Annotated in this window: 11 protein-coding genes; 5 read left to right on the forward strand and 6 right to left on the reverse strand. The window is 58.6% G+C overall.

Features of this window, described 5'->3' with window-relative positions:
• The first annotated feature begins 29 nt into the window (after positions 1-29).
• Positions 30-1,826 carry a glycerophosphodiester phosphodiesterase family protein gene (locus tag JJO78_RS10505; RefSeq protein WP_273623622.1) on the forward strand — a complete coding sequence of 599 codons (1,797 nt, stop codon included), beginning with the start codon at positions 30-32 and terminating at the stop codon, positions 1,824-1,826.
• On the opposite strand, the gene JJO78_RS10510 is transcribed toward JJO78_RS10505, so the two are convergent.
• Complete coding sequence (locus JJO78_RS10510) at positions 1,801-3,786, reverse strand: winged helix-turn-helix domain-containing protein (protein WP_273623623.1); 1,986 nt, start codon at positions 3,784-3,786, stop codon at positions 1,801-1,803. The two genes, JJO78_RS10505 and JJO78_RS10510, sit on opposite strands and share 26 nt — an antisense overlap.
• A gap of 128 nt (positions 3,787-3,914) precedes the next feature.
• On the opposite strand from JJO78_RS10510, the gene JJO78_RS10515 reads away from it, so the two are divergent.
• Positions 3,915-4,520 carry a DUF1326 domain-containing protein gene (locus JJO78_RS10515; RefSeq protein WP_126812249.1) on the forward strand — a complete coding sequence of 202 codons (606 nt, stop codon included), beginning with the start codon at positions 3,915-3,917 and terminating at the stop codon, positions 4,518-4,520.
• A gap of 40 nt (positions 4,521-4,560) precedes the next feature.
• A complete protein-coding gene (locus JJO78_RS10520) occupies positions 4,561-5,286 on the forward strand; it encodes a DUF2182 domain-containing protein (RefSeq protein ID WP_273623625.1) in 726 nt (241 codons plus the stop codon).
• Here the strand turns inward: JJO78_RS10520 and JJO78_RS10525 are convergent.
• The 3 genes from JJO78_RS10525 to JJO78_RS10535 form a co-directional block, all read right to left on the reverse strand.
• Positions 5,280-6,389 (reverse strand): hypothetical protein, encoded by a 1,110-nt coding sequence (locus JJO78_RS10525; RefSeq protein ID WP_227664814.1) that lies wholly within the window; start codon positions 6,387-6,389, stop codon positions 5,280-5,282. The genes JJO78_RS10520 and JJO78_RS10525 overlap by 7 nt on opposite strands.
• A gap of 15 nt (positions 6,390-6,404) precedes the next feature.
• On the reverse strand, positions 6,405-6,743 hold the full coding sequence (locus tag JJO78_RS10530) for a DMT family transporter (protein WP_273623627.1): 339 nt from the start codon (positions 6,741-6,743) through the stop codon (positions 6,405-6,407).
• Between the two features lie 101 nt (positions 6,744-6,844).
• A complete protein-coding gene (locus JJO78_RS10535) occupies positions 6,845-7,615 on the reverse strand; it encodes a ferredoxin--NADP reductase (RefSeq protein WP_273623629.1) in 771 nt (256 codons plus the stop codon).
• Between the two features lie 119 nt (positions 7,616-7,734).
• Between JJO78_RS10535 and JJO78_RS10540 the strand changes: the two genes are divergently transcribed.
• Positions 7,735-8,670, forward strand: coding sequence for a LysR family transcriptional regulator (locus JJO78_RS10540; RefSeq protein ID WP_041333775.1), 936 nt, complete (start codon positions 7,735-7,737; stop codon positions 8,668-8,670).
• A 13-nt stretch (positions 8,671-8,683) separates the two neighbouring features.
• Here the strand turns inward: JJO78_RS10540 and JJO78_RS10545 are convergent, their stop codons facing one another.
• A complete protein-coding gene (locus JJO78_RS10545; RefSeq protein WP_036205028.1) occupies positions 8,684-9,286 on the reverse strand; it encodes a tRNA-(ms[2]io[6]A)-hydroxylase in 603 nt (200 codons plus the stop codon).
• 194 nt (positions 9,287-9,480) lie between these two features.
• Here JJO78_RS10545 and acnB point away from each other — a divergent pair, with 194 nt between their 5' ends.
• Entirely contained in the window at positions 9,481-12,075 is a 2,595-nt protein-coding gene (acnB, locus tag JJO78_RS10550; protein WP_036205853.1) for a bifunctional aconitate hydratase 2/2-methylisocitrate dehydratase, read from the forward strand.
• A gap of 262 nt (positions 12,076-12,337) precedes the next feature.
• Here the strand turns inward: acnB and putP are convergent, their stop codons facing one another.
• On the reverse strand, positions 12,338-13,828 hold the full coding sequence (gene putP, locus JJO78_RS10555) for a sodium/proline symporter PutP (RefSeq protein WP_036205025.1): 1,491 nt from the start codon (positions 13,826-13,828) through the stop codon (positions 12,338-12,340).
• Positions 13,829-13,904 lie beyond the last annotated feature (76 nt).

A 13,904-nucleotide genomic window follows, 5' to 3' on the forward strand; every position in this document is an offset into this window, starting at 1 on the left:
GAAACTTCGATATGGGAACGGCTACCTGAATGAAGATTCTTGCACTGCACACTCTGGCATTCCTGCACGTTCATCGCCGGGCGCTGTTGGTCTTTTATCTGTTTTTCACCGGCCTCGTTCTGGCCGCCATTGCGCCGCTCTTTTCCAGCGCCCTGGCAGCGCTTCGGCCGATAACCGGTCACGCCGCCATCAGCACTGGTGGGCTGGTGCAGTTTGTGGTGTCCCCTGGCGGCTTACTATGGATCAGCACAACGGCGACCCTGACCGCTCTCCTGGTAATCCTTCAACAGGCGGGCATGACCTGGATTGCCGCCTCCGGCGGAGGCCGCGAATACCGGATAGCCATTGCGACGCTGTGGGCTCTTGCGCGACGTTTCAAACAACTACTCACCCTCACCCTGCTGCAATTGGGCGGCCATGCGCTGATCGCTGTGCCTTTCCTGCTGGCCATAGTGGTGAGTTACCAGTGGCTGATCTCACCCCACGACATCTACTATCTGAAGCTGGAACGGCCACCCGAAGTCTGGTGGTTCCTGGGCATATCTGGTGTCGCAGCACTGGGAATCGCCGTATGTAACGGCTGGCTTTATCTGCGCTGGGTACTATCGGTTCCCCTGCTCCTGCTGGAGCGCAGAGGTGCGCGCGACGCTCTCAGACAAAGTAGCCGCTATATCCACGGCCAGCACCTGCCTGTGATGGGCGCAATCATCGCAGGCCTGGTCGGCCTGGCGCTGATCCCCATCGTGGTTACATGGCTGTTCCAGGCAGCGGGAGGCGAGATCATAACGAGCCTGCCGGAGCGAATGGGCGTGCTGATGCCCGTCACCCTGGGCCTGATCGCGCTCTATATCCTGTTCACCCTCACCGCCGCCTTTGCCGGCATGGCGGCCTACAGCATGCTGATATACAGCGTGTATAGGCAGGCAACGGGTCACCACCGTCACAGCACTGCCCAAACCCTGCCCCGGCGGGCCTCACCACTGGCGTGGTCGGCCGAGCTTTTAATCATCATCCTGGCCGCCACCCAGGCCTGGTTTGTCCTGCAATCCTTCGACCACCGGGACGATGTTTCCATCACTGCCCATCGTGGCAGTGCTTTCAAGGCGCCGGAAAACACCATGAGCGCCATAAGACAAGCCATTGAGGATGGCGCCGACTACGTTGAAGTGGATATCCGCATGACCGCAGACGGCGTGCCGGTGCTTTGGCACGATACCGACATGCGACGTGTCTTCGGCCTGAACGCCAGGATCTCCGATATCACCCTGGAAGAGGCCCGTGCCCGGGACGCTGGTTCGTGGTTCGGCCCTGCGTTCAGCGATGAGCGAATCGCCACCCTGGAACAGGTCATTGAAACCACCAGAGGACAAGCCCATCTATACCTCGATCTGAAGCCCGCCCCGGAGACGCCCGACTTGACCAGGGAGGTGGTCCATATGCTGCAGCGCATGGATGCCGTGGAGAACACGGTGATTGCGGCCGCCGAATGGCGGGTCCTGGCCGAAGCGCGACAACTGGAGCCTTCGCTTAAAACCAGCCTGCTGGCACAATTCATCGTTGGTCCGCTGTGGGAGCAACACTTTGACATACTGGGCCTGCGACAGAACCGTGTCACTCCCGCCACAGTGGCTCGCACCCACCGTGCTGGCAACGAACTGCATGTCTGGACGGTCAATACGCCGCAGGCGATGTCACGTTTCATCGACATGGGAGTGGACAATATCATTACCGACCGACCGGCTGTGTTGGCACAACTGCTACAACGCCGGCAGGCACTGACCGACGCAGAACTTCTGGTGATCAAGCTCCGGAACTGGCTGCGCTAGTCTGCCCACCTGGCCGTAGCCGATACCCGACGCCAGACACGGTTTCGACCCGGGCAGCCTGATCCCCCAGTTTCTTGCGCAAAGTGCGAACCACCGCGTCAACCACGTTGCTGCCACCCTCGTATCGCGTCCCCCATACATCCCGCAACAGTTCACTGCGCGACACGGCCTTGCCCTCACGAGCATTCAGGTAACGCATGACACCGAATTCCAGTGGCGTCAGAGCTACCCTGCCCGTTTCGAGTACCAGTTCCCGGGCGTCCGGGTCCAACAGTTCGTTCCCACGCCGAACGCCAAGCTCCGCAGCTGCAAGGTCCGCCAGCCAGCCGTCCACCGAGGCGGGGCCAAAATCGAGCACGGCAGAATGGTAGCGTCGGCCATCCAACACAACGGTGTGATCTTCCAGCACTTCAAAACCCAACCGTCTGGCGACAGCAGCGTAGGCGCCCATATCCCGGACCGTCAGGTAAACACGGCGAAGTCTGGGCCTGAGCTCCATGTAGGCACGTTTCAGGTCCAGCCAAACCGCTGCCTGTACGTCACCCGGAGAGTCTCCGTCATCAATGCTCAACCAGCGGCGGCAAAACAGGGCAATGGCATCCCGGGGCATGGGATGTTGTTTGAGATGGGAATACCACTGGCCAGCTATCGGGTCGTCCAGCAGCCAGGCCGGCTGGAGCTCGTCCGAACGGAGCTTGCCGTAGAAACCTACCATGCGGCCCTCACCGTCCCGGACCGATGAGAATGCCTGGGGCAAACGACGCCACCACGCCATCAAAGCTCCGGCGGCCTCACTTCCCTCCCAGGTATGGGTAATATCCTCCAGCGCAGGTCCATCGTCTGCCTGGGCCGGCTCTACGGCGAACGCGGGGGAACCACTCGGGAAGAACGCTTCCCGCACCACTGGGTTTTCAATCATGAACAGCATGTCGGCGGTGTATCGCCAGAGATCACCGCCACCGGCAACGCCCGCCTCTGTCGCCAATTGCCGCCAGGCTGTACGGCGGTATTCGAGATAGCGCGCCGGATCACTCGCATGCAGGGAACGCGCAATGGCCTCTCGCACCGCATCGTGGATCAACAGACCATCGCTGGCGCCAACCACAATGGGCAAGCGACGCAGCCTCTCCCAGGCATCCTGGGGCGGCACATCCGGAAACAGCGCTTGCAGTAGCGACAGGGTTACCCGGCGGACAACGGCCGCCCCCTCAAGCACCTGCCGGGTAACCTCATCGCCAACATCCTCAAGAAAAATCTGTGTGAGTTCATCAAGGGCGCGCTGCAAGGGCGCACCGGTGGGCCATTGCTCCGGCGAGGCCTCCCTCACGGCTGCCGCAGCGAGCTTCAACGCCAACGGATGGCCATGAGTACAGCGGGCGATCAGGGATATGTCCGCCTGCTCCAGGCCCAGGCCCTGCAGGAAGTTCTCCGCCTCTGTGTCGGTCAACGAGGAAACCGGGACAGCCCGCATTAACCACCCCCATCCCGGGCTCGCGTACCAGGCTGAGGTAGGCTGCTGTCGCCCCACCAGAACCACCCTTACGTTTTCGGGCAATAGCGGAATGAACACCTGCCTCAACCAGGTATCCAGAAGCCTGAATACTTCAAAGGTATCGAAGGCCAGTACAACAGCGCCGCCCAGCTCTCCCAACCGATCAGCGATGTCCCCGGCACGCGATCCTGTGTCACCAATGGCCTCCGCGAGCGCCCCGAGCACACCCTGCTCAGTAGGCTCCACATGGCGACAATCAAGCAGGATAACCGTTGCTCCTCCGGCCCGGGCAATCGTTGCGAAACGCGCCAGCAACGCGGACTTACCAATGCCGGCGATACCGTGAACGTGTAACACCCTCGGCCCCTTTGGCATCAACATGGTTTCCAGGGCGCCAAGCTCTGTATCGCGCCCTACAAACGTCCGGTGAGCCCGGGCCGCCAGTATGTCGGACATCCGTTGCGGCATGATCGTCTCCCTCCGCTACATTCTCACGATATTCTCATCCCCTCATCACCTCAAAACACCTATTCAGGGCTATAACTGACAATAGCAGTAACCGCACACCAACCCTCAATTTGAGTAAGGAGGCGACGATGAGCACCCAATGGCAAATTCAGGGTGACTATCTTGAAAGTTGCACATGCAAAGGCGCTTGCCCATGCATTTACCTGGAGCCACCGACAGAAGGCGACTGCTCGGCCCTGGTAGGCTGGCACATCAAGAAAGGAGCTTACGGCGAGGTGGCGCTTGATGATCTGAACATTGCGCTTGCGCTCAACGCCCCGGGGCCCATGGCAGAAGGCAACTGGAAAGTTGTGTTGTACCTCGACCAACGCGCCGATGAGCAACAGCAGGAAGCGCTTGGCAATATCTTCGGCGGCAAGGCCGGCGGCCACCCGGAACTGCTGGCCTCCATGATCGGAGACGTTCTTGCTGTCGAGAGACAGCCCATCGGGTTTTCCGTTGATGACGGCGGGCGGCATCTGACCATCGGCTCGTCCTATGAAGCCGATGTCAAAGCGATCGAAGGCCAGAATGGACGCAAGGTCACGATCGACAACCACCCACTGGCCGTCGCTCCGGGCCACTCACTGGTCGTTGCGAAGTCACGGAGTTTGCGCCATCGGAATCACGGCATCGATCTGGATATGAGCGCGCGGACAGCGCTCTACTCCCCATTCGAATACGCCGGCCCCTGACAACGGAGAGACACCTGAGGTGATTTCGATGGAACTGACAATGGCTAAGATTCATTCGTGGGAGCGTGCAGCCATTGGCGCCTCCCTGGGGATTCTGACCGCATTGGCATGGGCCTATATGGCCATGCCAATGACTATGGCGGCCAGTTCAGGTCTGTCATTCCTCGGTCTTGGCACCGTCATGTGGATGGTGATGATGGCCGCCATGATGCTTCCGGGTGCGGCCCCGATGATCATGACCTATATCCGGGTTCACCAGCGCCGGCGCCAGCTCGAGAAGGCCGCGGTACCAACCTGGCTTTTCATGGCCGGGTACCTTGCCGTCTGGGCCGCCTTCGGCGCGGTCGCAGCCGTGGCTCAATGGGCATTGCACGCCAACACCCTGATGATGACCTCGGCAATGGGGCATCTGGAACCACTTCTCGGGGGCTGCCTGCTGGTTGTCGCTGGGGCTTTCCAGTTCAGCTCTCTAAAACAAGCTTGCTTGAGCAGATGCCAGTCACCCATAACCTTCCTGATGACGGAATGGCGCGACGGCGCAATCGGTGCCTTTACAATGGGAGCCCGCCATGGCGCCTTCTGCACCGGCTGCTGCTGGGCGCTGATGCTGCTAATGTTCGTCGGCGGAGTGATGAACCTGGCCTGGATGGCAGTGCTTGCGCTCTATTTCCTGGCGGAGAAACTGGTGCCCTGGCCGCAAACGTTTAGCCGGATCACCGGCGCCGCTCTGATTGTCGGGGGGCTTTTAGTGGGAACCCTCTACTGAAGGCCGGAAAAATAACCGGGCCTGTGGCCAGCGAGCCGGTAGAGCAGCGCAAGCAGCCCCTTCAACAGCGCGATGGCCGGCCAAAGTAACCAGCTTGCCAGATAGAACAGCGGCACTAGGATCAGCAACCAGCCCGCGAGCTGGACCATCATTGGGGAGACACCCAGTACATCGGCCACCCCGGCAAAAAAGTCGTTGATGATGCTGGGGTGGGCGACCACCAGGTAGCCAGCGCCAATGATCAGGGGCCACTTCGCATAGCGGGCGCTACGGAGAATCAGCCGCCCGCTACCGGTAATACGGGCAGCCAATGCCGCCGAGCGTGTTGAAAGCCTGGCGCCCTGGGTCGCCTTTGCCGCCGTGCGACCGGCCCGAAGTACCTTTACGGCACTGGCAAACACCAACACATCCACCGATGCCCAGCCTATGTCACTGGCGGAGATGTCTTCTCCAGTTCGATAATCCGCCTCCAACTGTCGCACGCCGCTGGTGAAGAACTGGGCAACCCCTTCCGTAATCCTCTCGGTCTGTACCCATTGGGTCTGACCATTCCCGTCCACCACGAATTGCCCGAGAAAATCGTGGCCCTCGTTGCGGATGAAGTTCACTGCGTACCAGCCTCGCTGTTCGGGCGTCAAAGACTCCGTTTTTTCCGGCGTCCGTTCGCTCTGGTCCTTGCCGCGGAGCTCAGCAATATAGTCCCGGGCGCGTTCATACTGACGGGCAGCCTTGTTCATCCATTCAATGGAGCTGATGGGCTGGCGAAGGAAGTAGTGAATCGGCGGCAGGGCGTTTTCTCCATAGGTGCGCAACACCTCCTGGAATTCCGGCTCGGACGCATAAAGCGGAAAAACGGCGCGGGCCATGTCAGGGTGTGCCATCAAAGCTGCCTGGGCCTTGAGGAGCAGAAGAGGGTCGTCCCCCAGGTCCAGAATGGCGGCCTGGACGTCAACAGGCTCGTCCCCGATACCATCAAAACCGGGCAATGCCTCCCGGGCCTGGATCGAAATCAGTTTCTGCTCAATGGGTACCGGATCGGAGGCGACACTGGCGATTGCGGCAACCAGCAGCGCGATACCCAGAATCACCATGGCCTTCTTCAAACATCCACCTCTGCCTCAATGCGTTGACCCTATACTGCCTGAGAATACGTTGATTACCATAACGCCGGCAACGATGAGGCCGATGCCGAGGATGGCGGGAAGGTCCAGCGTCTGCCCAAAGAACAGGTAGCCCGACAGCGCAATCAAGGCCACGCCGGCACCGGCCCACACCGCATATGCCACTCCCACTGGCAAGGTTTTCAGGGTCAACGCCAGGAAGTAGAACGCCAGGATGTAGGACACCACCACAACCAGCGACGGCCACAGACGGGTGAAACCCTCAGAACTTTTTAGAAAGGAGGTTCCGATGACCTCCGCAACGATAGCCACCGACAAATATAACCACTGAATCATTCCACAATTCACCTTTCAGATTGGCGCAAAATGCAAAAACCCCGAAGCTCTCACTTCGGGGTTTTGCGGACATTGGGATCAACCCTGGCGACGCGGAGGATTTACTGCTCCACGAAGGCCCTCTCGATCACATAGTGGCCGAGGTTACCATGGCGTGCTTCCTTGAACCCCATGTTATTGAGGATGGAGCAGGTGTCTTTCAACATGCTGGGACTGCCGCACACCATGAACCGGTCATTTTCCAGGTCAAATTCCGGAAGGTCCAGGTCCTTCGTCAGCTTGCCGTTTTCCATAGCGTCGGTCAGACGCCCAGTGTTACGGAAATCCTCACGGGTGACCGTAGGATAATAAAGCAGCTTGCCATCCACCATTTCACCAAAGAACTCGTTATTCGGCAGCTCCTCGATCTCGGACTGGTACGCCAGCTCGGACTTGTAGCGAACGCCATGGGTCACGATGACTTTATCAAAGGCCTCATAGACTTCCGGGTCCTTGATGATGCTGATAAAAGGTGCCAGACCGGTGCCCGTGCTGATCAGCCAGAGATTCTTGCCCGGCAGCAGGTTGTCCATAATCAGGGTACCGGTGGGCTTGCGGCTGACCATGATCTCGTCACCAACCTCAATTTTCTGCAGACGTGACGTCAGCGGGCCGTCCTGAACCTTGATTGAGAAGAACTCCAACTCCTCTTCATAGTTGGCACTGGCGATGCTGTAGGCACGCATCAGCGGCTTACCATCGGCTTCCAGGCCAATCATTGTGAAGTGGCCATTCTTGAACCGGAACCCCGGATCACGGGTGGTGGTGAAGCTGAAGAGTGTGTCGTTCCAGTGACGAACACTTGTTACACGCTCTTTATTCAGGTTGCTCATGGTATCGCCCGTTCGTTAGCCGTTAGCAAATAAGTAAAAATCATTGTGTAAATAGTAACCCAAGGGTAACCTATCGACAAAATGGGATATTTTCATAACCTTATTCGGAATTATCGATTATGAAGTTTAGCTTCCGCCAACTCGAGGTCTTCCTGGCTGCGGCGCACTTCCAGAACATCACCCGTGCGGCGGATTCCCTGGCCATGTCTCAGTCCGCGGCCAGTAGCGCCCTGAAAGAACTGGAGAGCCAGTTCGACATCCAGCTCTTCGACCGGGTCGGAAAACGACTGCAGCTCAATGAGCTCGGCCGTCTCTATCGGCCAAAGGTCGAGGCTTTGCTGGCCCAGGCCGGGGAACTGGAACAGGCGTTCAGCAAGCATACTGAAGTCGGCGCCCTGAAAGTCGGCGCTACCCTCACTATTGGTAACTATCTGGCTGTTGGCGTCATGGCCCAATACATGAATACCCCTACCCACCCGAAAGTGGCGCTTGAAGTGGCCAACACCCGCACCATAGCCCAGCGCGTCAAGGATTTTGAACTCGACATCGGGCTGATTGAAGGTGAACTGCAATCCTCTGAGCTGGAGGTTATACCCTGGCGAGGAGACGAGCTGGTGGTCTTTTGTTCCCCGGACCATCCGTTTGCCCGGAAGGGTAGGCTTTCGGATGCGGACCTTCGCTCGGCAACCTGGGTGATGCGTGAGCAGGGGTCCGGCACCCGGCAGACCTTTGAGCGTGGCATGCACGGCCTGCTGCCAGACCTGGACATACTGCTGGAACTCGAGCATACCGAGGCGATTAAACGCGCGGTGGAAGCCAACCTTGGGATCGGCTGCCTGTCACGGGTGTGCCTTGCCGATGCGTTCAGGCGGGGCAGCCTCGTACCGTTGAAGGTTCCGGAGGAACGACAGTTCGACCGAACCTTCTATTTCATACTGCACAAACAGAAGTATCGGAGCGCCGGCATCGACCGCTGGATTGACCTGTGCGAACAACTTCAGGATCCACCGCTTCCTGAGGAGCGCGGCCTGTTGTACGACAGGAAATCTTCTTGATTCCACTCTAAAGTCAGACTGGCCCGCTATGGAACCGGAACTCGGTGTCCGGTGTCTCAATCAGTTGTTGCTCCAGCGCGAGGAAGGTCGCAACCCGATCCTCCACCGAGTTTCCTGCGGCCTGCTCGGCTAATGTCAGGTAGTCACGGTAGTGTCGGGCTTCGGACTTCAGCAGCCCGGTGTAGAAATCTGACAGTGTTGCATCCAGATGCGGTGCCAGCGCCGCGAACCGCTCGCAGGAACGGGCCTCGATAATGGCACCCACGATCAGCACATCCACCAGCCGACCGGGATCTTCTGTGCGTACTTCCTGCCGCAACCCGGCTGCATATCGAGCCGGGCTCAGGTGACCATAACTCACCCCCCGCTTTTTCATGATAGCCAGCACCTGCTCGAAATGACGCAACTCTTCCCGCGCAAGACGCGACATCCTGTTGAGCAGGTCGGTGTTATCCACATAGCGATACATCAAACTCAGCGCCGTGGACGCTGCTTTTTTCTCACAATGGGCATGATCAATCAGCATCAGGTCCTGATTGGCCAGGGCGTTTTCAATCCATCGCTGTGGCGTTTTGCAGGGCAGGAAATCGTGAATCTGGTCGAGGGAATCGGTCATTGTTTACAGCAGGTCGGCTTCTCGGGCACGGCAGTATACCGCAACAAACCACAATATCCGACCACAGTCCAACTTAACTTTATAAGGGGTTTCCTATAGAATGCAGCGCCAACTTAGCGCCTTTTCGCCATAAAACTCCCGCCAGGCAACGACGCCCAAGGCGCGGGACATTCCAACTGATGAGGGTCCATATCGTGTTAGAAGCCTATCGTGAACACGTTGCAGAACGCGAGGCTCTGGGCATTCCCCCGAAGCCTCTGAACGCTGAGCAGACCGCCGCACTGGTCGATCTCCTTAAAAACCCGCCAGCCGGCGAGGAAGAGACGCTGGTCTATCTGCTTGAAAACCGCGTTCCGCCGGGTGTGGACGAAGCCGCTTATGTAAAAGCTGCTTTCCTGACCGCCATTGTTAAGGGTGAAGCAACGTCTCCCCTGCTGGACAAGCCAAAGGCCGTTGATCTGCTGGGCATGATGCAGGGCGGTTATAACATCGCGACCCTGGTCGACCTGCTGGACGATTCTGAACTGGCCGAACAGGCCGGCGAAAAGCTCAAGCGCACCCTGCTGATGTTCGATGCCTTCAACGATGTGAAGGAAAAGATGGACGCCGGCAACGCGGTCGCCAAGGCTGTGGTTGAATCCTGGGCCAACGCCGAGTGGTTCACCAACAAGAAGAAGGTTCCTGAAAGCACCAAAATGGTGGTTTTCAAGGTTACCGGCGAAACCAACACCGACGACCTGTCACCGGCTCCCGATGCCTGGTCCCGTCCGGACATCCCGCTGCACGCCCGCGCTGCCTATAAAATGGAGCGTGATGGCCTGAAGCCGGAAGAGCCCGGTGTTACTGGCCCAATGAGTCAGATCGACGACATCAAAGCCAAGGGCCTGCCCGTTGCCTTCGTAGGCGACGTTGTTGGTACCGGCTCCTCACGTAAGTCTGCCACCAACTCAGTACTGTGGTTCTTCGGTGACGACGTTCCGGGTGTTCCGAACAAGCGCGCCGGTGGCGTGTGCATTGGTAACAAAGTAGCCCCGATCTTCTTCAACACCATGGAAGATGCTGGCGCCCTGGTTTTCGAAGCACCGGTTGACGACCTGAACATGGGCGACGTTATCGACATCCGTCCCTACGAAGGCAAGATCCTGAACGAGGCGGGTGAAACCATCTCGGAGTTCGGCTTCAAGTCAGAGGTTATCCTGGACGAAGTTCAGGCCGGCGGCCGTATTCCGCTGATCATCGGCCGTGGCCTGACCGCCAAGGCGCGCGCAGCACTGGGCATGGGCGCCACAGACATCTTCCGTCTGCCGAATGATCCGGAAGAAGGCACCAAAGGCTTTACCCTGGGTCAGAAGATGGTCGGCAAGGCCTGCGGTCTGGAAGAAGACAAAGGCGTTCGCCCCGGCACTTACTGCGAACCGCACATGACTACGGTCGGCTCCCAGGACACCACTGGTCCGATGACCCGTGATGAACTGAAAGACCTGGCCTGTCTGGGCTTCCAGGCCGACCTGGTGATGCAGTCATTCTGTCACACCGCCGCCTATCCGAAGCCGGTTGACGTGGAAATGCAGCACACCATGCCGGACTTCATCCGCACCCGCGGCGGTGTTTCCCTGCGCCCGGGCGATGGCATCATCCACTCCTGGTTGAACCGCATGCTGTTGCCGGACACTGTCGGTACCGGCGGCGACTCTCACACCCGCTTCCCAATGGGCATCTCCTTCCCGGCCGGTTCCGGTCTGGTGGCGTTTGCTGCAGCGACGGGCGTTATGCCCCTGGATATGCCGGAATCCGTCCTGGTTCGCTTCAAGGGCGAAATGCAGCCAGGCATCACGCTGCGCGATCTGGTACATGCGATCCCACTGTACGGCATCAAGCAAGGCATGTTGACCGTTGAGAAGAAAGGCAAGATCAACGAGTTCTCCGGTCGCATCCTGGAAATCGAAGGCCTTGAGCATCTGACCGTTGAGCAGGCGTTCGAGCTGTCTGACGCTTCCGCTGAGCGTTCCGCAGCCGGTTGTACGATCAACCTGTCTGAAGAGTCCGTGGCTGAGTACCTGCGTTCGAACATCACCATGCTGCGCTGGATGATCGCCGAAGGTTATGGCGACCCGCGCACCCTGGAGCGTCGCGCCCAGCAGATGGAAGAGTGGATTGCCGATCCCAAGCTGATGCGTGCCGACAAAGACGCCGAGTACTCCCACGTTGTGGAAATCGATCTGGCTGACATCAAAGAGCCGATCGTGTGCTGCCCGAACGACCCGGACGACGCCAAGTTCCTGTCCGAAGTCGCCGGCGACAAGGTCGACGAAGTGTTCATCGGTTCCTGCATGACCAACATCGGCCACTTCCGCGCTGCTGGCAAGCTGCTGGAGATGAACAAGGAGCCGCTGAAGACCCGCCTGTGGATGTCTCCGCCTACCAAGATGGACCAGGCGCAGCTGATGGAAGAAGGCTACTTCAACACCTACGGCACCGCCGGTGTTCGCACCGAAATGCCGGGCTGCTCCCTGTGCATGGGTAACCAGGCCCGCGTGGCAGCCAAGAGCACGGTGCTGTCCACCTCCACCCGTAACTTCCCGAACCGTCTGGGCGATGGTGCCAATGTGTACCTGACCTCTGCGGAACTGGCAGCGGTTGGTGCGGTACTGGGCAAACTCCCGTCTCCGGCGGAGTACATGGAGTACGCCAAGGACCTGAACAGCATGTCGAAAGAGATCTACAAGTATCTCAACTTCGACCAGATGGAGAACTACACCAAGAAGGCGTCTGAAGCGAACGTTGCTTAAGACCTGACCTTCTGGTTTAGCTCCATGGAAACGCCAGCCTTCGGGCTGGCGTTTTTTTTGTTTGAAGTAAACGTTACGAGTCAGATCGGGCACGGTGTGGGGTGCCTTTTCTGCCGGGGAAAAGGTGTCTGAGCGCAGCGAGTTCTTTTTCCCAGAAGAAAGGGTACCCCGCGGCGGGCCCAGCCCCTTGTAAACAGACGTACAAAAAAGGGGCTCCCGAAGGAGCCCCTGTTCTTACTCAGAGCGTTGAAAACGCGCCTGTTTACCGGGTGATGTGCTGATACTCACCGGCATCTTCAGTAACCGAGCTCACCACCATAATGGCAATGAAAGCAGCAATGAAGCCAGGAATGATCTCGTACACGCCAGGACCACCCATGAACTCACCGTTCCAGCCCAGAGAGATCCAGATCATGACCGTGGCAGCACCCACAACCATGCCTGCGATGGCGCCAGCGCCGTTTGTGCGCGGCCACATCAGTGACAGGATAATCAGCGGGCCAAATGCGGCGCCGAAGCCTGCCCAGGCGTTACTGACCAGGGCCAGAACCTGAGAGTTCGGGTCGGAGGCAATAACCGCAGCTACCAAGCCTACCAGCACAACACACACACGGCCTACGCCGACGCATTCTTTGTCGGTCGCTTCTTTACGCAGGAACAGGCGATAGAAGTCTTCGGTCAGTGAAGAAGACGACACCAGCAGCTGGCTGGAAATGGTACTCATGACTGCAGCAAGCAGTGCCGCGTAGAGGAAGCCTGTGATCAGCGGATGGAACAGAAGGTCTGAGAGCAGGATAAAGATCGTTTCCGGATCTTCGATATTCATACCATTGCGAATCGCGTACGCCCGGCCAAACACACCGAGGGAGACGGCGCCAATCAGGGAGATAAGCATCCAGGACATGCCGATGTTACGGGCAGTCGGTACTTCATCCAGCGTACGGATCGCCATGAAACGCACAATGATGTGTGGCTGGCCGAAATAGCCCAAACCCCAGGTTACCGCAGACAACCAACCGATGAGCGTCAGGCCTTCCGTCCACGACAGTAGCGTGGGGTCGACTTCGTTCAGGGTTTGCGACGCCTGGGCGAAACCACCGCCGCCTTCACCAAAGAGGACAACCGCCGGCATGATGACCAGTGCCAGCATCATGATGCAGCCCTGCACGAAGTCCGTCATGCTTACTGCCAGGAACCCGCCGACCACGGTGTAGGCCAACACCACACCCAGCGTGATGACGATACCAACCGCATAGTCGCTCAAACCACCGAAATTGAAGATGCCGGAGAACGCACTCTCAAACAGCTTGCCGCCCGCAACCAGGCCGGATGCCGTGTAAACCGCGAAGAAGATAACGATGACGATGGCTGACACGGTACGCAGCGAAAGTGCCTGTGTCGGGAACCGGTTCGCCAGGAAGGAGGGGATGGTGATCGCATTGCCATAGTGAACCGTCTGTTCACGAAGACGCGGCGCTACCAGGGTCCAGTTAAAGAACGCACCCACAAGCAGGCCGATACCGATCCAGGCCGATCCCAGGCCCGATGCAAACAGCGCCCCGGGCAACCCGAGAAGCAACCAGCCACTCATATCCGAAGCACCAGCCGACAGGGCCGCCACCTTTGGACTGAGGGCTCGCCCACCCAACATGTAATCTTCGGATGAAGACGTAGCTCTGCGCATGGCATAAACGCCGATGGCGATCATGAGCGCAAAGTAAGCAAATAGACTGATCCAAACTCCAATAGCCATGAAACTCCTCCAGTTCAAATGGACGGAATCAACTCCGACCGTTTAGCGCGCTTACCACGGTGAACCCGGTAGTCGC

The sequence above is a fragment of the Marinobacter sp. DS40M6 genome, from assembly GCF_028581595.1.
Taxonomy (GTDB): Bacteria; Pseudomonadota; Gammaproteobacteria; order Pseudomonadales; family Oleiphilaceae; genus Marinobacter; species Marinobacter salarius.

Bases quoted from the DNA above. Each gene is read 5' to 3' on its own strand.
- JJO78_RS10505 (WP_273623622.1), top strand. From the start codon at position 30: ATGAAGATTCTTGCACTGCACACTCTGGCATTCCTGCACGTTCATCGC.
- JJO78_RS10510 (WP_273623623.1), bottom strand. From the start codon at position 3,786: ATGCCGCAACGGATGTCCGACATACTGGCGGCCCGGGCTCACCGGACG.
- JJO78_RS10515 (WP_126812249.1), top strand. From the start codon at position 3,915: ATGAGCACCCAATGGCAAATTCAGGGTGACTATCTTGAAAGTTGCACA.
- JJO78_RS10520 (WP_273623625.1), top strand. From the start codon at position 4,561: ATGGCTAAGATTCATTCGTGGGAGCGTGCAGCCATTGGCGCCTCCCTG.
- JJO78_RS10530 (WP_273623627.1), bottom strand. From the start codon at position 6,743: ATGATTCAGTGGTTATATTTGTCGGTGGCTATCGTTGCGGAGGTCATC.
- JJO78_RS10535 (WP_273623629.1), bottom strand. From the start codon at position 7,615: ATGAGCAACCTGAATAAAGAGCGTGTAACAAGTGTTCGTCACTGGAAC.
- JJO78_RS10540 (WP_041333775.1), top strand. From the start codon at position 7,735: ATGAAGTTTAGCTTCCGCCAACTCGAGGTCTTCCTGGCTGCGGCGCAC.
- JJO78_RS10545 (WP_036205028.1), bottom strand. From the start codon at position 9,286: ATGACCGATTCCCTCGACCAGATTCACGATTTCCTGCCCTGCAAAACG.
- putP (WP_036205025.1), bottom strand. From the start codon at position 13,828: ATGGCTATTGGAGTTTGGATCAGTCTATTTGCTTACTTTGCGCTCATG.